The 18,448-nt window shown below is 72.2% G+C and carries 19 protein-coding genes; 10 read left to right on the top strand and 9 right to left on the bottom strand.

Features of this window, described 5'->3' with window-relative positions; genetic code table 11:
• Positions 1–172: 172 nt before the first annotated feature.
• The gene (fabG, locus tag ACILSK_RS16505) at positions 173–991 is read left to right on the top strand and encodes a 3-oxoacyl-ACP reductase FabG (protein ID WP_395728265.1); all 819 of its coding nucleotides are present in this window, start codon (positions 173–175) and stop codon (positions 989–991) included.
• 186 nt (positions 992–1,177) lie between these two features.
• On the opposite strand, the gene ACILSK_RS16500 is transcribed toward fabG, so the two are convergent.
• Entirely contained in the window at positions 1,178–1,645 is a 468-nt protein-coding gene (locus tag ACILSK_RS16500; protein ID WP_395728264.1) for a MarR family winged helix-turn-helix transcriptional regulator, read from the bottom strand.
• 88 nt (positions 1,646–1,733) lie between these two features.
• On the opposite strand from ACILSK_RS16500, the gene ACILSK_RS16495 reads away from it, so the two are divergent.
• Positions 1,734–2,030, top strand: a complete 297-nt coding sequence (locus ACILSK_RS16495) for a DUF2530 domain-containing protein (RefSeq protein ID WP_395728263.1) — start codon at positions 1,734–1,736, stop codon at positions 2,028–2,030.
• A gap of 13 nt (positions 2,031–2,043) precedes the next feature.
• On the opposite strand, the gene ACILSK_RS16490 is transcribed toward ACILSK_RS16495, so the two are convergent.
• Together ACILSK_RS16490 and ACILSK_RS16485 are read right to left on the bottom strand one after the other, a co-directional pair.
• Complete coding sequence (locus ACILSK_RS16490) at positions 2,044–5,052, bottom strand: sacsin N-terminal ATP-binding-like domain-containing protein (RefSeq protein ID WP_395728262.1); 3,009 nt, start codon at positions 5,050–5,052, stop codon at positions 2,044–2,046.
• Between the two features lie 8 nt (positions 5,053–5,060).
• On the bottom strand, positions 5,061–6,290 hold the full coding sequence (locus ACILSK_RS16485; protein WP_395728261.1) for a DUF3027 domain-containing protein: 1,230 nt from the start codon (positions 6,288–6,290) through the stop codon (positions 5,061–5,063).
• A gap of 693 nt (positions 6,291–6,983) precedes the next feature.
• Between ACILSK_RS16485 and ACILSK_RS16480 the strand changes: the two genes are divergently transcribed.
• Positions 6,984–8,702, top strand: coding sequence for an MFS transporter (locus tag ACILSK_RS16480; RefSeq protein WP_395728260.1), 1,719 nt, complete (start codon positions 6,984–6,986; stop codon positions 8,700–8,702).
• Positions 8,699–9,286 (top strand): DUF2771 family protein, encoded by a 588-nt coding sequence (locus ACILSK_RS16475; RefSeq protein ID WP_395728259.1) that lies wholly within the window; start codon positions 8,699–8,701, stop codon positions 9,284–9,286. Before ACILSK_RS16480 ends, ACILSK_RS16475 begins: the two co-directional genes overlap by 4 nt.
• A 117-nt stretch (positions 9,287–9,403) precedes the next feature.
• On the opposite strand, the gene ACILSK_RS16470 is transcribed toward ACILSK_RS16475, so the two are convergent.
• Complete coding sequence (locus ACILSK_RS16470; protein WP_395728258.1) at positions 9,404–9,793, bottom strand: cold-shock protein; 390 nt, start codon at positions 9,791–9,793, stop codon at positions 9,404–9,406.
• A gap of 155 nt (positions 9,794–9,948) precedes the next feature.
• Here ACILSK_RS16470 and ACILSK_RS16465 point away from each other — a divergent pair, with 155 nt between their 5' ends.
• On the top strand, positions 9,949–10,206 hold the full coding sequence (locus tag ACILSK_RS16465) for a hypothetical protein (protein WP_395728257.1): 258 nt from the start codon (positions 9,949–9,951) through the stop codon (positions 10,204–10,206).
• Between the two features lie 189 nt (positions 10,207–10,395).
• Positions 10,396–10,770, top strand: a complete 375-nt coding sequence (locus ACILSK_RS16460) for a VOC family protein (protein ID WP_395728256.1) — start codon at positions 10,396–10,398, stop codon at positions 10,768–10,770.
• 27 nt (positions 10,771–10,797) lie between these two features.
• Here the strand turns inward: ACILSK_RS16460 and ACILSK_RS16455 are convergent, their stop codons facing one another.
• Positions 10,798–11,418, bottom strand: a complete 621-nt coding sequence (locus ACILSK_RS16455; RefSeq protein WP_395728255.1) for an HAD family hydrolase — start codon at positions 11,416–11,418, stop codon at positions 10,798–10,800.
• A 175-nt stretch (positions 11,419–11,593) separates the two neighbouring features.
• Between ACILSK_RS16455 and ACILSK_RS16450 the strand changes: the two genes are divergently transcribed.
• Positions 11,594–12,091, top strand: coding sequence for a VanZ family protein (locus ACILSK_RS16450; protein WP_395728254.1), 498 nt, complete (start codon positions 11,594–11,596; stop codon positions 12,089–12,091).
• Between the two features lie 7 nt (positions 12,092–12,098).
• Here ACILSK_RS16450 and ACILSK_RS16445 read toward each other — a convergent pair whose 3' ends face one another.
• On the bottom strand, positions 12,099–12,926 hold the full coding sequence (locus tag ACILSK_RS16445; protein WP_395728253.1) for an HAD-IIA family hydrolase: 828 nt from the start codon (positions 12,924–12,926) through the stop codon (positions 12,099–12,101).
• A gap of 318 nt (positions 12,927–13,244) precedes the next feature.
• Here ACILSK_RS16445 and ACILSK_RS16440 point away from each other — a divergent pair, with 318 nt between their 5' ends.
• Positions 13,245–14,882, top strand: a complete 1,638-nt coding sequence (locus ACILSK_RS16440; protein WP_395728252.1) for a GAF domain-containing protein — start codon at positions 13,245–13,247, stop codon at positions 14,880–14,882.
• 39 nt (positions 14,883–14,921) lie between these two features.
• Here ACILSK_RS16440 and ACILSK_RS16435 read toward each other — a convergent pair whose 3' ends face one another.
• Together ACILSK_RS16435 and ACILSK_RS16430 are read right to left on the bottom strand one after the other, a co-directional pair.
• The gene (locus ACILSK_RS16435; protein WP_395728251.1) at positions 14,922–15,608 is read right to left on the bottom strand and encodes a response regulator; all 687 of its coding nucleotides are present in this window, start codon (positions 15,606–15,608) and stop codon (positions 14,922–14,924) included.
• Positions 15,609–15,703: 95 nt separating this feature from the next.
• Positions 15,704–16,279: a hypothetical protein gene (locus tag ACILSK_RS16430; protein ID WP_395728250.1), complete on the bottom strand. Its 576-nt coding sequence runs from the start codon at positions 16,277–16,279 to the stop codon at positions 15,704–15,706.
• Positions 16,280–16,437: 158 nt separating this feature from the next.
• On the opposite strand from ACILSK_RS16430, the gene ACILSK_RS16425 reads away from it, so the two are divergent.
• Positions 16,438–17,433, top strand: coding sequence for an LLM class F420-dependent oxidoreductase (locus ACILSK_RS16425; protein WP_395728334.1), 996 nt, complete (start codon positions 16,438–16,440; stop codon positions 17,431–17,433).
• Positions 17,430–17,972, top strand: coding sequence for a hypothetical protein (locus ACILSK_RS16420; RefSeq protein ID WP_395728249.1), 543 nt, complete (start codon positions 17,430–17,432; stop codon positions 17,970–17,972). Before ACILSK_RS16425 ends, ACILSK_RS16420 begins: the two co-directional genes overlap by 4 nt.
• Here the strand turns inward: ACILSK_RS16420 and ACILSK_RS16415 are convergent.
• Positions 17,956–18,429 carry a hypothetical protein gene (locus ACILSK_RS16415; RefSeq protein WP_395728248.1) on the bottom strand — a complete coding sequence of 158 codons (474 nt, stop codon included), beginning with the start codon at positions 18,427–18,429 and terminating at the stop codon, positions 17,956–17,958. The two genes, ACILSK_RS16420 and ACILSK_RS16415, sit on opposite strands and share 17 nt — an antisense overlap.
• Between the last annotated feature and the right edge of the window lie 19 nt (positions 18,430–18,448).

Genomic DNA, 18,448 nt, shown 5'->3' with positions numbered 1-18,448 from the left:
TAACCGGAAAACCCGTCGCCCATCCTCCCGCAACCCGTGGTCAAGCGCTCTCCCACCGGATGACATCCGGCCGTGACGGAGCACGTCACATTCGGTAGCCGCGCCGTGAGCGTCCGCGTGGGCAACAATCCGCGGTGACGCCCGAGCACCGGCCGACCCGGAGGATGACCCCATGACTGCACCGCAGGCCGCCGGCACGGCCGGCTTCGGCACGAAACTGGCCGGCCGGGTCGCCTTGGTGACCGGCGGCACCCGGGGGATCGGCGCGGCCATCAGTCGCAGCCTGGCCAACCAGGGCGCCACCGTCGCGGCCGGCTACGGCCGCGACGCCGAGCACGCGAAGGAATTCCTGGACCAGATCAAGACCGAAGGCGTCACCGGCTCGATCCACCAGGGCAACATCGGCGTCGGTGACGACTGCCGACGCGTCGTTCGGGAGGTGATCGCCGAACACGGGTCGCTCGACATCCTGATCAACAACGCCGGCATCACCATCGACAAGACGGTCCTGAACCTGACCGACTCGGACTGGGAGAAGGTGCTGGCGGTCAACCTGTCGGGCGCGTTCTTCCTCTCCCAGGAGGCGCTCAAGGGCATGGTCGAGCGGGGCACCGGCCGGATCATCAACGTCTCGTCGATCATCGGCGAGGTCGGCAACATCGGGCAGGCGAACTACGCGGCGTCCAAGTCCGGCCTGTTCGGATTGACCAAGACGCTGGCCCGCGAGGCGGCGTTCATGCTGCAGAGGGCCGGCAAGCTCGACGACAACCCGATCGGGATCACCGTCAACACCATCACGCCCGGCTACGTCGAGACCGACATGGTCGACACCGTGCCGCAGAAGGTCATCGACCGGATCATGGACAAGATCCCGCTGCGCCGGTTCGCCCGGCCGGAGGAGATCGCCCGGGTGGTGCACTTCCTCGCCGCCGACACGTCCGGGTACATCACCGGCCAGGTGTGGGGCGTCAACGGCGGCATGGACATGTAGGGCGGGCCGACCGTCCGCCGACGCGGCACCCCTCGCTGGACCGGTGGACAGCCGCGCTGGACCGGTGGACAGCCGCGCGGATGAAACCGGCCACTCCCGTCCCAGCAGGCACAAACGAGGCGTGTTGATCCGCGCGGGCGTTGATGATCCGCGCGGCAAATGGGCCGGGAACGTGAAAGGGGACGGCTACCCGGCGACAGCGGCGCGGGATTCGCTCTCGTGGTCATCCTCCGGTTGGGCCGCCAGCCGGTCGAGCAGCTCGCTGGCCTGGGCGAGCACGTCCCGCTCGGCCTGCGTCATCGCGGCCAGCCGCCGCTCCAGCCACAGCTCCCGAACCCGCACGTACTCGACCAGTCGCCGGTCGCCCTCGGGGGTGATCCGGACCAGCACCTGGCGGCCGTCCCGCGGGTTGTCGGTGCGCTGCACGAGTCCGAGTGCCTCGAGTCCGGTCAGTACGCGGGTGATCGACGGGGGGCGAACCTGCTCCTTGGCCGCCAGGTCTCCGGCGGTGAGCGGACCCTCCCGCCAGATCACGGCGAGCGCGGACAACTGGGTGAGCGTCAGCCCGTCGGTCGGCGTCTGCTGCCGGAGCCGCCTGGTCAGGCGGTGCACTGATAACCGCAGCTCACTGGCGAGTGAATCATTGTCCGGCACACCGTCGAGCCTAACTCAACCCTCGCCGAAGAAACGGGATGTTTCGGACAGTGCTGGACGGCCCCGTGACGCGCCTACGATCGTTCGTGTGGCAGCCCCCGATTCGGCATCCGACGACGGCTACGAACCACCGCCGCTGCCCCCGGTCACGACCGGCGTCTGGCACATCGCGATCCCCGGCACGATCATCTGGTTCGCCGCCCTGGTGGTGCTGCTGTTCTTCATTCCGGATCTGCAGGCCAACGGGGCGATGATCTGGCTGTGGACCTGCGTGGCCGGGTTCATTCTTGGCCTCTTGGGCCTGTCCGTCTACGGCTGGCAGCGCCGGGCGGCCCGGCTGGGCCGGCGCAGCGCCAACCAGATGGCGTTGAACGAGCGGTTCTGATTCCGCGGGTGGGTCAGTCCAAACCGGCCTCGGCCAGCGCCGGGTGATCCAGGGCGGCCGCCGCGACGGCCAGGTGGCGCCGGGACCAGCGGCCGGCGGACCATGCCGCCACCCGGCCCAGCGCCGGCGCCGACCCGTCCGCGTAGAAGCGGCCGTCGACGCACCACCACGGCACGGGCCGCTCCGGCCGATCACCGACCGCCACCCACACGGTGGTGGCCACCGTCAACAGAACCGAATCGGGGTCCACCCCGGCCGCCGCGGCCGCTCGCCGCCAACGCCCGTCGGCCTCCGCCGGCGCCGGGCCCTGCACCCTGACGGTCCCGGGACCGTCGGCGGACACCACCGGCAGATCCAGCACCCTGGACACCCCACTCGGATCGGCGCCCCCCGGCACCAGCCGGCCGGCGTCCTCGGTCTGCGCCCACCACGGCCGATCCAGGACCCACGCCGTGTCGGCGTCGACCACCGCGCCGGTGATGGTCCGCACCGTGGACGGGAGGCGAAGGTCGGCCCCGTCCAGGGCGGCGACCAGCACCGCGGTCAGTTCGGCGACCCGTGCCGCCGGCACCGTGCGGTCCGGGTCGGTGAGCCGGTCGAGCAGGTCGGCGGGTTCGGCGGCCGCCGCGGGCAGGTCCGCACACACCCCGATCCACCGCGCGACCGTGGCGTCCAGGTCGACGGGCAACGGGTCGTACAGGCCGTCCAGATCGGCGGCCCGCGGCAGCCGCCAGTGGCCAGGCGGGCGGCCGCCGATCAGCGCGTGCCGTCGAAGCCACCAGCCGGTGTACGACGGGCCGTGCGCGGTCGGTCGAAGGCACTCCCGCGCCCGCGGATCCCGCGCGATCTGCTGCAGCGCGGTCGCCCACCGGGAGTCGTCGATCAGGTCCAGATCGGCGAGCGCGAGGAACGGTTCATCGGCGGCGAACGGGTGCTGTTCGAACCATTCGTCGAGGTCGGGCAGCCGGCCGGCGATCGGATCCGGGACAGGGTCGGCGACGGCGACGACCGGGACCCCGTCCCGGACGCCGGCGCGGACAAGCAGATCACGGCCGTACGCCCGCAACCAGGACGTCCCCACCGTCGCCCGCTCGACGTCGTCGGCCAGCAGGTCGGCCAGCGCGGCATCGGGCACCAGCAGTTCCGACGCCGGCCATGGATCGTCGCCGGAGTCGGTCAGCAGCAGGTCGGCGAGCATCGGGGCGGCCGCGCCGTCCGGATCGCCGCCGGCCGCCAGCAGGTCCAGGACGATCCGGCCGAGGGCCGCCACCTCGTCGACGTCGACGTCGTCGTCCTCGAACTCCTCGCGCAGGGCCCCGACCCGCCCGGCCAGCGCCGGGTCGGCCAGCACCTCCGATGCGCCGGCCGGGGCAGCGCCCAGCCGGGTGAGCAACGGATGCACGGCATCCGGGTGCACCACCCGCAGCTCGGGCACCGCCTCGCCGATCCGACGAGCCAGCTCGGCTCCGATCTCACCACCGGAGCCCGCGACCCCGGGGAGCAGGCAGCCGCGGGCGCCCACCGCGCGCCGCCCGCCGACCAGCGGGACCGGCACGTCGGCCAGGTCGTCCGCGCGCGGCGCCGGATGCGCGTCGGCAGCGGCGCGATAAACCTGCCGCCAGAAGCCGGGCGTCCGGTCCAGTCCGGCCAGCGCGGGGCCGACCTGCGACCAGTCCAGCGTGCGCAGGCCCAGCGGCCGCAACGCGGCGGCCGCCGCCGGTGGGATCGGGCCCAGCAGACCGGGGATGGCCTGGCCGATCACCACGGCCCCCTCGTCGTCGAGCCCGGGCAGGTGCGAAGCCTGGCCGGGCGTCACCGGATCACCGGTCGCGCTGCGCAGGAACGCGGTCGCCTCCGCGCGGGCGCCGATGGCCGCCCGCAGGGACGCATCGACCGGACCGGCCGGGAATCCGGCGGCCGGGAGCAGCCGCCAGCGCTCCCCGGGATCGGTGTCGTCGAACAGGTCCAGATACCCGTCGGCGGCCGCCTCGAGCAGCCAGTCGGCCAGCGGCCCGGGCGCCAACCGTCGCCGGGTGTCGTCGACGGGCAGGGTGCCGACCAACCGGGCCGGCAGGGTCGTCGGCTCGTCCGTCGGAACGGGGGCGCCGATCGTGAACGGCCGGGCAGGCCCATCCGGAGCCGGATCGGTGTCCAGCGGCAGCACCCAGCTCAGCGCGAAGCGGGTGCGCCCACGCTGCTCGACCGGCCGGCCGGCCATCAGGTGCGCGGGCAGCTCCCCCGAGCGACTGACCACCCGATACCTGGCCTCCTGGCCGCCGGCCGATCCACTCCGTTCGAGCGTCACGATGCCGCCGGTGTCGGTCCGCCGGCGGATGACTCCGTCCGGCAGATCGATCTCGACCAGGGCGGGCAACGCCCAGAACAGGTCGGCGAACGTCTCCCGGTCCTCCAACAGCGCCCTGACCTCGGCCCGGGCGGACGGGTGCAGCGGGAGCCGCACCTCGGTCGCATAGCCGGCCGGCGGGGGCGGCTCGTCCGGGCCGGTGGGCCAGGGCAGCCGCAGCACCGGCACGTGACCGTTCCGCCGGGCGAGTTCGTCGCTCAGCGCCGCAACGCCGGCGTCCTGCACCGCCTGCCGGGTGGCCGCCTCGTCGAATCGGATACCGCCCGGGACGGACACCACCCGCGGCGCCGACGTCCAGTCGACGACCGAGGTGAAGCCGACGCCGAAGAAGCCGATCGACCCGGTCGCGTCGCGCTTCGCCGACGCCCGCAGCGTGGCCAGCGCGCCGACCCCGGCCGCGGTCAGCGGGGCGCCGGTGTTGGCGAGCCGCAACTCGTCGTCGACCAGCCGGATCCGCAGACGCGCCGGCACCCCGTCGGCGACGGCGGCGTCGACACCGTTCGCGGCCAACTCGACCAGGGCCCGGCCCGCGTACCCACCGGCGGCCAGCAGGTCCTCCGCGTTGGCGTCCTCCCGGAACCGGGTCGGCGACGCGGCCCACGCGGCGAGCACGACCCGTCGCAGGTCGGCCGTGCCGAAGGGGTCGGTGACGGTCACCCCGCGGGTCAGGACTGCGGCAGGGGCTCGGCGCCGGACTCGTCCGGCGCCGGTGGAGCAACCGGATCCGCCGGCGGCTCGAGCACGACGGACGTCGGCTCGGAGGTGGCGGTCTCATCGGCCGCGACCTCCGGACCCTCGACCTCGGCAACCCCGACCTCCGGAGCCGCGACCTCGGCAACCCCGACCTCCGGAGCCGCGACCTCGGCAACCCCGACCTCCGGAACCCCGACCTCCGGGACCCCGACCTCGGCAACCCCGACCTCGGACCTCAAGGCGGCGTCGCCCACTGCTGACTCGCCCTCGGGTTCGGCCGGCGTCGGTCGGCCCACCTCGTCGTCGGGGTTCGGCGCGGCCGCACCCGCGTCCCCCGGACCCTGGGCCGCCGCTGGCGCGGCCGGGTCCTCGAGCGCGGGGTCGACCGAGGCCGGTGTCGCCGCCGTCGGCCGGCGGTGCACGTCCAGGGTCACCTCGTCCATGACGGTCGCGGTACTCGCCGAGATCAGTGGTGCGTCGACGACCACCTCGGAGTGCGCGCCGCACCCGTAGGCGGCGTCGACCACCCGCCCGTCGGCCGGGGAGAACTCGTTGCTGCACGCGCCGAACGCCTGGCCGAGCAGGCCCTCGAGCCGGACGTAGAAGCCGCAGGTGCCGCAGGACGCGGGCGCCTGCTTCGCCATCGGATCCGACGGTCCGAAGGACCCGTCGTGCCACCGCTGCGCGGCCTCGTCCCGACCCTCGCGGCCGAGCACCCGCACCCGTCCGAAGCCGAACTCGTAGTCCACCTCCCGGACCGCGGGATCGTCCGAGTCGAGATAGCCCGGCACCAGGCGCTCGTCGTCCTCCGGGGGCGGCAACAGGTCGCCGGGGCCGAGATCGCCGGCGCGGACGCGTTGATCCCACGGCACCCAGGCCGGCGCGAGCAGGGCGCCGTCGCCGGGCAACAGGACGACCTCGCTGATCGTCGGATGGGCAGGCTCCACGATTGCCACCGTGACCAGCCAGTACCACCCGCGGTATCCCCGGTCGGCCGCGGCGAAACGGGCACTGGTGGCGACGCTGTCCTCGGACCAGGCGCCGAGATAGTCACCCACTCGTTCGTCGCCGGCTTCCTCGGCCGCGGCGGCACGGGCCAGTTCGATGAGGTCGTCGGCCAGCGCCACCGGCTCCGAGACCGGCGCGGCCGGATGGGTGGTCGAGCTGTCCGGTCCTGCGGTGTCGGGCACGACGGGATTCACATCGGCCATGATGCCGCACCCGGCGGCCACCCCGGCACCGCGTCACCGACGGGGTCGGCCCGGCCCGGCTGCGGGTTCGGTGTCGCACCGATGCGGCAGGATGGATGAATGCCTGCGTCCGACCCGGATCCGAGCCCGGAAGCCGCCGCTTCCGGGCCTGGTCAGTGGCCGGACCCGCGCGGCGATCGGCGGGCGGATCAGCGGCCGGATCAGACCGCCGGCCGGCCCACGGAGCCACCCGGCGCGGGCTGGACCGGCGGCGTGGGCGAGCAACCCACGTCCCAGTTGCCGCGCCGGACGTCGCCCGGCGCGTACCCGTATCCCTATCCGCCGCCCGGCACGCCGGACGCGCCGCCGTCGCACGCCGGGGATTCGTATCCACCGCCGGGCCCCCGCGGCTCCCACCCGTCCGCGGCGCCGGACGCCGGGTCGAACCGCTCGGCCCCCCCGCCGTGGACTCCGTCCGGCCCGGCACCGCCGCAGGGCGGAGATCCGGGCTATCAACAAGCCCCACGGGGCAGCCATCTGCCGCCGTATCAGGAGCCGTTCGCGCCCGGCCGCGACGCCGGCCCACTTTCGGGTCAGGGTCCGAACCCGGCGGCCGACCGGACCGGGCCGCCCGACCCGACCGGGGCCACGCCGAACCCCGATCAGCCGGGTGCCGGCCGCCGACCCCGAACCGGACCCAAGAAGTTGACGGTCACCCGGGTCGCCGCGTTCCGCAGCCGGGAGCTGACCACCAGGGGCGTCCGGATCTTCCAACGCGCGGCCACCGCCGACGGCGCCGACCGGTCCGGGTTGACCTCCCTCACCTACGCGGTGATGGGCAACTACGCCGTCGATGCCGCGCTGGCCGTCGCACTGGCCAACACGCTGTTCTTCGCCGCGGCCAAGGCGGAGTCCACCGGCAAGGTGCTGCTGTACCTGTTGATCACGGTGGCCCCGTTCGCGGTGATCGCCCCGCTGATCGGCCCGGCCCTGGACAAGCTGCAACACGGACGGCGGATCGCGCTGGCCGCGTCCAGCTTCGCCCGTGCCGTGCTGGCGATCGTGATGGCGGTCAATTTCGACTCGTGGGTGCTGTACCCCTGCGCCCTCGGGATGCTGGTGCTGTCCAAGTCGTTCGGCGTGCTCAAGGCGGCGGTCACCCCACGGGTGCTGCCACCGGACATCACCCTCGTCAAGACGAATTCCCGGTTGACCGTCTTCGGCCTGATTGCCGGGGGCGTCGCCGGCGCGCTGGCCGCCGCGTTGTCCTGGGGCTTCGGTAGCACCGGTGCGCTGACCTTCACCGCGGTGCTCAGCATCGTGGGCGGCTGGCTCTGCCTGCGGATCCCGGCCTGGGTGGAATCGACGGCGGGGGAGGTGCCGGTCGACGCGGTGGGTGCGCGCCGGCGGAAGGCCTTCCCGCTGTCGGTGACGACCACGCTGTGGGCCAACGGCAGCATCCGGATCGAGACCGGGTTCCTCGCCCTGTTCGTCGCGTTCGTGATCAAGAGCGAGTACGCCGAGGCGAGCGCGTTCACCCAGTTGCTGCTGCTCGGCGTGGTCGGCGTGGCCGCCGGCATCGGCGGGTTCGTGGGCAACGCGATCGGCGCGCGACTGCCGCTGAACAAGCCCGACCTGGTCTCCATCTCGTCCCTGGCCGCGGTCGTGCTGACCACGTTGATCGCCGCCCTCATTCCCGGCCTGATCACGGCGGCGATCGTCGGGCTCGTCGGATCGACGGCGTCGGCGCTGGCCAAGGTCTGCCTCGACTCGGTGATCCAGCACGAACTGCCCGAGGCCAGCCGGGCATCGGCGTTCGGGGTCAGCGAGACCGCGCTGCAGCTCTCCTGGGTGTTCGGCGGCGTCGTCGGCCTGCTGCTCGGCGGGGTCTGGACCTTCGGTCACGACAGCGTGTACACGATCGGCTTCGCCGTGATCACCGTGCTGCTCGCCGTCGGCCTCGCGCAGAGCTGGTTCGTGCGCCGCGGCCGGTCCCTGTTTCCCTGGCTGCACTACGCCAGGATCACCGGCCGATTCCGCAAGTCGGCCGCGGCCGACACGGCACCGACCACGCCGGCCGCCGGCCCGACCGCGCCCGGGTACTCGCCGACCGGCGCTCCGCCTGCGCCCGGGTATCCGCCACCGACCAGCTGGACCTCCGGGTCGACCGCCATCGGGCAGCCGCCGTGGTCGACCGGGCCGAGCGCCTACCCGCCGCCGGGCGGACCCGCGGGCTCGGCGCCGCCGGGCTACCCGACCTGGTCCCCGCCCGCCGGCTCCGGGACGCCGACCTACGGACCCGGGGCCGGGTACCCGCCCGGCGGCTGGAACCCCGCCGGGCCGATCCCCCCGACCAGCCCGTCCGGGCCGAAGCCGCCGCCGCGGGACGCCGGGTCCCGCCGGAAGAAAACAAGGGACCCGTGAACGTTCTCGGACACGACCGCACCACTCGTCCGGACCTCGGCACCGGGCGGCACCGCTCCCGCCGGCCCCGCCTGCCCCGACGAAGGCTCCGCGCCTCGCTCGCCGGCGCCGCCCTGTGCCTGATGCTGACCGCCTGCACCGCGCCGTTGCCCGAGATCACCTTCTACGCCAACCGGGCCGCGGTGAATACCCCGCCGACCCGTTGGTGCACGGTCGAGGTCACCGTCACCTCGCAGGAAGTCGGGTGCCTCGCCGGCGAATCGCCGACGCTGAGCGTGGGGCGGGGTCAGCCAGTGCAGATCAACGTCCCCGCGGCCGTCGCCGACCAGCCCTGGCTGGTGTATTTCACGTACCGCAATGCCGCCGGCGAGCAGTGGGACGCGCGCAGCCAGGTGTTCAACGACGGACGCCTCGCCTACACCCTCGAACCATTGAGCCGAGACGACCAGTTGCTCTCGGTGGAGGTGCTCAGCGGGTTCGAACTCACCGCGGCGCTGGCCAGCGGGGTCGACTTCACCTCGACCCAGGGGTGGGCCTTGCTGATCGACCCCGTCATCCCGGCGGACACCACCGCCGCCCAATGAAGTTGATCATGGCGTTGTCTGCGACACGAACGGCGTGTCGCCGGCGTGTCGCGCAGACAACGCCATGATCAACTCGGAAGGCGGCGGTCCGATCGGCCTGTTCGGGAGCCGACCCGGTCAGGCGTCGAAGTCGTCCGCGACGGCCCGCAGCACCTGCGCGATGCGGCCGCCGAGCGCGCGATCCGGGTAACGGCCGCGGCGCAGGTCGGGGAGTGCCTTCGATTCGAGCAGCTTGATCATGTCGTCAACCAGGCCGTGCAGTTCCTCGGCCGGTCGTCGCGTTGCCGCGACCACGGACGGCGGCGTGGTCAGCAACTTGACCTGCAGCGCCTGCGGGCCGCGCCGGCCGTCGGCGACCCCGTACTCGACCTTCTGGCCGGGCTTGAGCGCGGCCACCCCGGCCGGCAACGCCGACGACCGGACGTGCACGTCGTCCCCGCCGCCGTCCTGCGCAATAAAGCCGAAACCCTTGTCGGCGTCGTACCACTTGATCTTGCCGCTCGGCACCCAACTCACCTGTCCTGATCGGGGGCGGAACCGTCCGCCCGGGGTGCCACACATCGCGGAAAGCACCGGCTCGCCAGCTTACCGGCGCGCGGGAGTGCCCAGGCCCACAGCCAGGGACCGCGCGCGGAGAGTAACCGTCGCCCTATCCTGGCTCCATGTCGAAGCCGCCCGGAGGTGCCCCCGCCCTCGTCCGCGTCGGAGTGTTGGTCTTTGCCCTGGGGTTAGTTGCGATTGCCGCCATCTTCGGCATGTTCGCCGCCGGCGCCCACGACCTGCCGCTCTGGCTGAACCTCGGGGCAATGCTCGCGCCGGTCGGCTTCGGTCTAGCCCTGCTCGGACTGTTCCGGCAGGCGCGGCGGTCCAGCCGGCACCGGGCCGTTGCGATGTCGGCCGGTGGCGGGCTCGCGCGATGAGCGAGGCTCGCCGAGCGAATCATCGGCACCGTCATCACGCCGGCCGCACCGGGGCCGCCGAGCGTGCGAGGCGACCAGGGAGGGCGGTGTGATGAGCGAGGCTCGCCGAGCGAATCATCGGCACCGTCATCACGCCGGCCGCACCGGGGCCGCCGAGCGTGCGAGGCGACCCGGGAGGGTGGTGTTGTGATGAGCGGCAAGGATCCGCTGATGGTTCAGGTGGCGCAGCACGTGGAGGACCTGGACCGGGCCACCACCTTTTACACAGAGACGCTTGGCCTGCCGCTGATCGCCCGGTTCGGCCCCCTGGTGTTCGTCGATCTCGGCGGTACCCGGCTGTTGCTCGAGGAGGCGGCCCCGCCCGCGCTGCTCTACCTGCGAGTCGACGGGCTGGACCAGCAGATCGAGCACCTCAAGCATGCCGGGGTGGAAATCGTGTCCGCGCCGCACGACATCTTCACCGACACCGAAGGCCTGTTCGGCGGGCACTGGACGGTCGAGTCGCAGGCGTTCATCCGGGATTCCGAGGGCAATCTGCTCGGCCTGGTCGGTCACCGGAGCTGATCACCCCCGGGGACCGGGCCGGCCGGGTCAGTGCACCGTCGCGACCAGATAGGACGCCAGCCAGGCTGGAAAGCCGGTGAGGTCGGGCAGCACCACGTCCGCGCCGGCCGCCGCCAGGTCTTCCGCGCCCACCGGGCCGGTGGCCACCCCCACCGCCATCGCGTCGGCGGCCCGGGCGGCGGTGACATCGCCGATGTGATCGCCGACGTAGACCTCGGCCCCCAGCTCCCGCAGCGCGGGCGCCTTACCGGTGCTCCAGACCTCGCCGATGACGGCGGACACCTCGATGCCGAGCGCGTTCAGGTGGGCGGCCGCGTTGACCGCGAACTTTCCGGTCACCACCACGGCCCGGCCGCCCCGATCGACGACTGCACGAACCGCCTCGGCGGCTCCCGGGAGCGCCACCGTGCGCGGAACGGCGAGCTGCGGGGTCAGTTCGTGATACCGGCGGACCAGGTGCCGGACGGTCGCATCGTCCAGCCGGTAACGCGCCAACTCGTGCTGCAGCGGGGGGCCCAGCCGGGTGGCGAAGGCACGACCGTCGAGCGGTATACCGGTCTCGGCCGCGAGCACGTCGAAGACCTCGACGATCCCCGCGCGGGGATCGATCAACGTCATGTCGAGGTCGAACCCGACGGTGAATGTCACCGGATGAGGGTAAGTGCCCGATCCGGGCGTCAGACCCGGATCGGCCAGCCTGAGGCCGGACGGTGACCGAGATGTTACGGGACGTCAGCTCACGCCGTCCCGGCCGACACCTCGCGCAAGGTCGTTGCTCCGAAAGAGTTTCCGCCCGGTGGCGGGCGGTCGCTACGATGACGTGATGCTCAGCCGGCCCGCCTCCGCCGAGCCGACCCTACGCCGGCTGCGCGTGCTCTCCGCCGTCGCCCTGGCCACCTTCGCACTGATCATCGCCGTCATCACGCTGTGGCCCGGGCCGCCGGACCCGGACGGTCAAAGCTGGTTGCGCGAGTTCCTGCGCCACGGGCACGCCTACGGCATCCCGGGCTGGATCACCTTCGGCCGGGTCGAGTTCGCTTCGAACATCGTCATGTTCATGCCGGTCGGATTTTTCGGCGCGCTGGCGCTTTCCCGGCACCGCTGGCTGGTGGTACCGGCCGCCGCGGTCGCCTCGGCCGGCATCGAGACGGTTCAGGCAATGGCGCTGCCGCTGCGCTACGGCACCGTCCGCGACGTGATCTCCAACACGCTCGGGGCGCTGCTCGGCTATCTGCTGGCCGCCGCGGTGGTGGCTGCCGTGCTGCGCCGGGCCCGGCGGGGCAACCGGGTGATTCCCGCACCGGCCCCGGTCTACCGCTGACCCTCGGTTACCAGACCGGGGCGATCACCTTGAACGGGTCTTCGGTGTTCCCGATCAGATCGGCAACGGAGTTGATGGCCATCGTCGGCCGGAACGGGTACTGGGCCACCGTCTCCAGGGTGGAGATGCCGGTCATCACCAGCACGGTCGGCATCCCGGATTCCAACCCGGCGATCACGTCGGTGTCCATCCGGTCGCCGATCATCAGCGTGTTCTCCGAGTGGGCACCGATCGCGCGCATCGCCGACCGCATCATCAACGGGTTCGGCTTGCCGACGAAGTAGGGCGTGCGGCCGGTCGCCTTCTCGATGAGCGCCGCCACCGCGCCCGCGGCGGGCAGCACGCCGGCTCGGCTCGGCCCGGTCGGATCGGGATTGGTGGCGACGAACCGGGAACCGGCACCGATCAATCTGATTGCCGTGGTGATCTGCTCGAACGAGTAGTTGCGAGTCTCCCCCAGCACCACATAGTCGGGGTTGCGGTCGGTCAGCACGTACCCGGCCTCGTGCATGGCCGTCGTCAGCCCGACCTCGCCGATCACGAACGCGGAGCCGCCGGGTCGCTGGTTATGCAGGAACTGGGCGGTGGCCAGCGCCGATGTCCAGATCCGTTCCTCCGGGATGTCCAGGCCGGTCGCCCGCAGCCGGGCCCGCAGGTCACGGCGGGTGTAGATGGGATTGTTCGTGACGACGATGAAGTTGGCGTCGCGGGCGGTCAGTTCGGCGATGAACTTGTCCGCGCCGGGGATGATGTGTTCCTCGTGGACGAGGACGCCGTCCATGTCCATGAGATAGGACCAGGGCGTGGGACTCTGGGTGACAGTCACGGGCACCATGATCCCGCGCGCCCGGACGGGACCGCGCGGCGGGCGACGAACCCGGGCCTGTCCTGCCCTCGCGCGCCGCGGCGGGTCTGCGGGAAGCTTGCCGGGCCACCCTGCCCCACCGATCGAAAGGATCCCGGTGAGCGAGGCTTGCCGAGCGAGAATCAAGATGCGAATGTCGGCGACGGCCCCACGGCGGGCGAGCCGGCGAGCCGCCCCGAGGCGGCGTCGAGCATGAGCGAGGCTTGCCGAGCGAATAATCAGGATGCGAATGTCGGCGACGGCCCCGCGGCGGGCGAGCCGGCGAGCCGCCCCGACGCGGCGCCGGGCATGTCCCGCCTGGGCCCGGGCGACTCTCCGTCGCTGCGCACGGTGCTGGAGACGGTCGGTTCGATCGCGGCGGATCTGGACCTGGACGTCACGCTGCAACGGATCATCGACGCCGCCACCGAGCTGTCCGGGGCCCGGTACGGCGCCCTGGGCGTCCTGGACGAGGCCGACGACGGGGGGGAGGTCCGCACCCTGCGCGAGTTCGTCACGCACGGCATCAGCCCCGTCGAACGGTCCCTGATCGGCAACCCGCCGACCGGGCACGGAGTGCTCGGTGTGCTCATCGACAACCCCGAGCCGCTGCGGATCGACGACCTGACCACCCATCCGCTGTCGTACGGGTTCCCGGCCAACCATCCGGCGATGCACACCTTCCTGGGTGCCCCCATTCGCATCGGCTCGCGGGTGTTCGGGAACCTGTACCTGACCGAGCGGGCCGGCGGCGGGCCGTTCACCGACGAGGACGCCGAGCTGGTGGTCGCGTTCGCGGCGGCCGCCGGGGTGATCATCGAGAACGCCCGGCTTTACGAGCGACTGTCCCGGCGTCGCCGCTGGTTGGAGGCCGCGGCCGAGGTCAGCCGGGTGGTCCTGGGTGAGCAGGGCGACCGGCGACCGAGCGAGGTGATCGCGCACATGGCCCTGGCGGCCGGCGAGGCCGACGGGGCGGTCCTGCTGCTCGAGGTCCCGTCCGGCGGCCTGCGGGTGGCGGTCACCGCCGGCGACCCGATGGTCGATCCGTCGTTCGACCCGCGCACCGAGATCGTCTGGCGGACCGGGGAGCCGGTGCCGCCGCGTCGTGGCGGCGACATGCTGGTGCGGGTCGGGGGTGGCGGCCGGATCAGCGGAGTGCTCTGGCTGCACTGGTCGCCGGACCGGATGGATCGGGTGCACGACTCGACCGTCGAGTCCGCCCAAGGGTTCGCCGACCAGGTCGCCCTCATCCTGGAGGTGGCGCTCGCCCAGGACGACCGGGCCCGGCTGGCCGTGTACGAGGACCGCGACCGGATCGGCCGGGATCTGCACGACCTGGTCATCCAGCGGCTGTTCGCGGTGGGTCTCACGTTGGAGAGCACCGCCCGGCTCGCCGGCCCGGGCCGGATCGCCGATCGGGTCAACGCCGCCGTCGACCAGCTCGACCAGACCATCAAGGACATCCGCCGGACCATCTTCGAGTTGGCCAACCCGGACCGCGCCGACGACCTGTATGACGACGTGCAGACCGCGGTCGACGACCTGCTGCCCTCCCTGGGGTTCCGCCCGTCGGTCACCCTGAGCGGACCGCTGAACGCGGTGGTCCCCGAGCAGGTGCGCACCCATCTGCTGGCGGTGCTGCGGGAGGCGCTGTCGAACGTCGGCCGGCACGCCCGGGCGAGCAACGCGTCGGTGACCGTGTCGCTGGACGGCGGGGACGGCTCGGATGGTGCGGACGGTTCCGACTTGCCGGCCGGGCAGCCCACGGTGGTGCTGGTGGTGGAGGACGACGGGCGGGGCATCGTCCCGGCGACGGGCGCGGCGGCCACCCCGGGCAACGGCCTGCCGAACATGCGGGCCCGGGCCGACGTGCTCGGCGGGACCTGCACCCTGCGGCCGGGGCCGGCCGGCGGCACCCGCCTGGTCTGGCGGGTGCCGGTCGGCTGACGCGCCGGCGGAGCACCGACCGCCCGCTCCCCGGGCGGGTCAGCTGTCGGGCAGGTGCTTCGCGGCGAAGAGCGCGGCCTGGGTGCGGCGCTGCAGGCCCAGCTTGGCCAGCAGGCTCGACACGTAGTTCTTGATCGTCTTCTCGGCCAGGAACATCGACTCGGCGATCTGCCGGTTCGTCATGCCCTCGCCGATCAGGGCGAGCACCCGGCGTTCCTGTTCGGTGAGCGGGGCCAGCGCCGGGTCCAGCTCGGGACCCTTGCGGACCCGCTCGAGCACCCGCGCGGTGACCGCGGGGTCGAGCAGGGACTGGCCGGCGGCGACCCGGCGGACCGAGTCGACCAGGTCGCTGCCCCGGATCTGTTTCAGGACGTACCCGGCGGCGCCGGCCATGATCGCCGCGAACAGCGCCTCGTCGTCGTCGAACGAGGTCAGGATCAGCGCCCGGATGTTGGGGTCGCGGGACCGGACCTCCCGGCACACGTCGATGCCGGAGCCGTCCGGCAGCCGGCCGTCGAGCACCGCCACCTGCGGGCGCAGGGCCGGGATCTGGGCCATGGCGTGCGACACCGACCCCGACTCCCCGATCACCTCGATGTCACCGTCGCTCTCCAGCAGATCCTTCAGGCCGAGCCGGACGATCTCATGGTCGTCGAGCAGGTAGACGGTGATCTTCTTGTCCGCCTGCTCGGGTGCGGAGGTGCCCACGGTGCTCTCCCCAGTCATGGTCACTACGGTACGGAAATGACGAACTCCCGCCGCCCGAACGTTCGGGGCGGCGGGAGTTCGGTTGATCTACGCGGGAATCCGCGATCAAGTGCCTACCGCATCCAGGCCTTGCCACCGGTCACGCGTGCCCACCACGGCGCGATTCCGAAGTAGCGTCCGGCCCCGATGACTGCAAGCACGATCAGCACCAGCGCGTAGATCAAGTGGTAGTCCATGAACGGGTTCGTCGAACCGCTCGGGTCACCGGTGGCGGTGAACTGGGCAAGCGGCCATTCGGCGGCCCACATCAGCACCATCATCAGCGTTCCGGCGATCGCCGAGACGTTCATGAACACGCCCAGGATGACGGCCAGGCCGACACCCAGCAGTCCGAGCATGAACAGGGTGTCCGCCCACCAGGTACCCGCGATCGAGTTGAACGCGGACTGGAGGGGGCCGACGTCGACGTGGGACAGGAAGCCCTTGGTCGGTGAACCACCGTGGATCCAGGCCCGCTCACTCGCGGTGGAGTAGCCGAGCCCGAAGAACTTGTCGAGGAACGCCCAGAGAAAGACGAAGCCGACGGACAGGCGAAGCAATGCGATGGCGATGGCGCCACCGGAGGTGATCGTGACGGTCGTGGCCTCGGTTTCCTGGACCGGGGCGTGGCCGGTAGTGCTGGTGGCCATGGTGGTCATCTCCTCAAGACTTCCGATCCCGACGCGGTATCGGACGTTTCATATGTTCGTCCGGCCCGCTGCCCGGCACCTGGGCCGAAGGTCCTGACCTGACGGGACGTCGGCATCCATTCGGCACGCCGCGCGGCGTACGGTGGGCCGTCATGACGATGAGGTTCGGGGTCTTCATCCCGCAGGGCTGGCGGTTCGATCTGGTCGGCATCGACCCGGCGGAGCAATGGGCGATCATGTCCCGGCTCGCCCGGCGGGCGGAAGCGGGCCCCTGGGAGTCGATCTGGGTCTACGACCATTTCCACACCACGCCGACGCCGTCGGAAGAACCGACACACGAGGCCTGGGCGCTGATGGCGGCGTTCGCGGCGAGCACGTCCCGGATCCGGTTGGGTCAGATGTGCACGTGCATGGCATACCGGAATCCGGCCTACCTGGCCAAGGTCGCCGCGACCGTCGACGTCATCTCCGGCGGTCGGGTGGAGATGGGCATCGGCGCCGGCTGGTACGAACACGAATGGCGCGCCTACGGCTACGGTTTCCCGCCGGCCCGGGAGCGGCTGCGCGCCCTGGACGAGGGCGTGCAGATCATGCGGCAGGCCTGGCGGGACGGGGTGGCCACGCTGAACGGGCGGATCTACCAGGTGGACGGTGCCATCGTCCGCCCGTTGCCACTGCAGGACGGCGGGATCCCGTTGTGGATCGCCGGTGGCGGCGAGCAGGTCACCCTGCGGATCGCTGCGCAGTACGCGCAGTACACCAACTTCGACGGCACGCCAGCGGGTTTCGCGCACAAGTCGGCGGTGCTGGCCGATCACTGCCGCCGGGTGGGCCGGGACTACGAGTCGATCACCCGCTCGGCCAACTACAACGTGATCATCGGCCGGGACGAGCGCGAGGTCGCCGACAAGCTGGATCGCCTGCAAGACAGATACACCCGCCTGGTCGGCGCGGAGAAGGCCGCCGGGCAGCTCCGCGCCTTCCGGGGGATGCCCGGCGTCGGCACGCCGGAACAGATCGTCGAGAAGCTGTCCGAACTCCGGGCCCTGGGCATGACGTACGCGATCACCTACTTCCCCGACCTGGCCGGCGACATCTCGAGCCTGGAGCTGTTCGAATCGCAGGTGATCCCGGCCCTGGCCGGAGACCGGTGACCCCACCCCTCGTCTCGTTCGATCCGAATTCGGCGCTGCGGCCGGGCCGGTTCGACCCGCTGGCCCTGATCGCGGTCGGGGTGCTCCGTGGTGCCGCGCCGGCGTTGTTCGTCATCGGGCTGATGTACTTCGTGCTGACCGTCGGGAATCACTTCGAGTCGCTCCCGGCCATCGCCTCGCCGATGCAGGCGTTCCGGGCGTTGGTGTCGCCGCTGGCGATCGCCGCGTTCGGGGTGCTGCTGCGCTTCGGGATGGGGATCGCCGCACTCCTGCTGGCCTACCCGCTGAGCCGGCAGACGACGGGCTCGGTGATCGGCCCGGACATCGTCAAACGGCCGCTGCGGATCTGGCAGGACCGGCTGCACCTGGTGCGCGCCTACCGGTCCCTGCGCTGGACGTCGCCGGTCCGGACGCTCGCGCTCGAACGGCTCGGCCGCACCGGATACGTGCTGGCCTGGACCGGCACGATCCTGACCATCACGTTCTGGGTCGCCCTCGCCACGTTGCTGGTGATCCTCTACCTCAACGTCCGTCACTGACCGGTTCGTCCGTCCGGCCGAGCAGGATCTCGCCGACGCGTTCGATCGCGATCGCCTCGCCCGCACTGATGGGTTGGTCGGTCGTCCGGTCGGGCGCGGCCCTGGCCACCCCGATGGCCACGTCGACCAGCCACGCCCGCACCTGTTCGGCCTGGTCCGGCGGCAGGCTGGCCAGCAGGGGCAGGACGGCGCGCAGCTCGCGTTCGCCGATCTCGCGCAGGGGGCCGGACTGGTCCGCGCCGACGCTGGGCACCCCGGACCGGCCGGCGATCAGCTTGCGGCGGGTCGCGACGAGCAGATCGTGGGCCGGCCCGTCCGAGGCGGCCGCCGCACCGCCGCGCATCGCCACGATCTGCTTGAGCAGGCCGATCGTGCTGGCGTTGTGCGCGGCCCAGACGCAGTACGTCGCGCCCATCGCGGCGCGGGCGACCAGGGCGACGTCCTCACGCGCGGGCATCGGCTCATCGTCGCACTGC

Origin of the sequence: Nakamurella sp., from assembly GCF_044224575.1 — a bacterium.
In the GTDB taxonomy this organism is placed as follows: Bacteria; Actinomycetota; Actinomycetes; order Mycobacteriales; family Nakamurellaceae; genus Nakamurella.
Note: the sequence above shows the minus strand (reverse complement) of the source record. Positions and strands in the feature narration are given on the sequence as shown.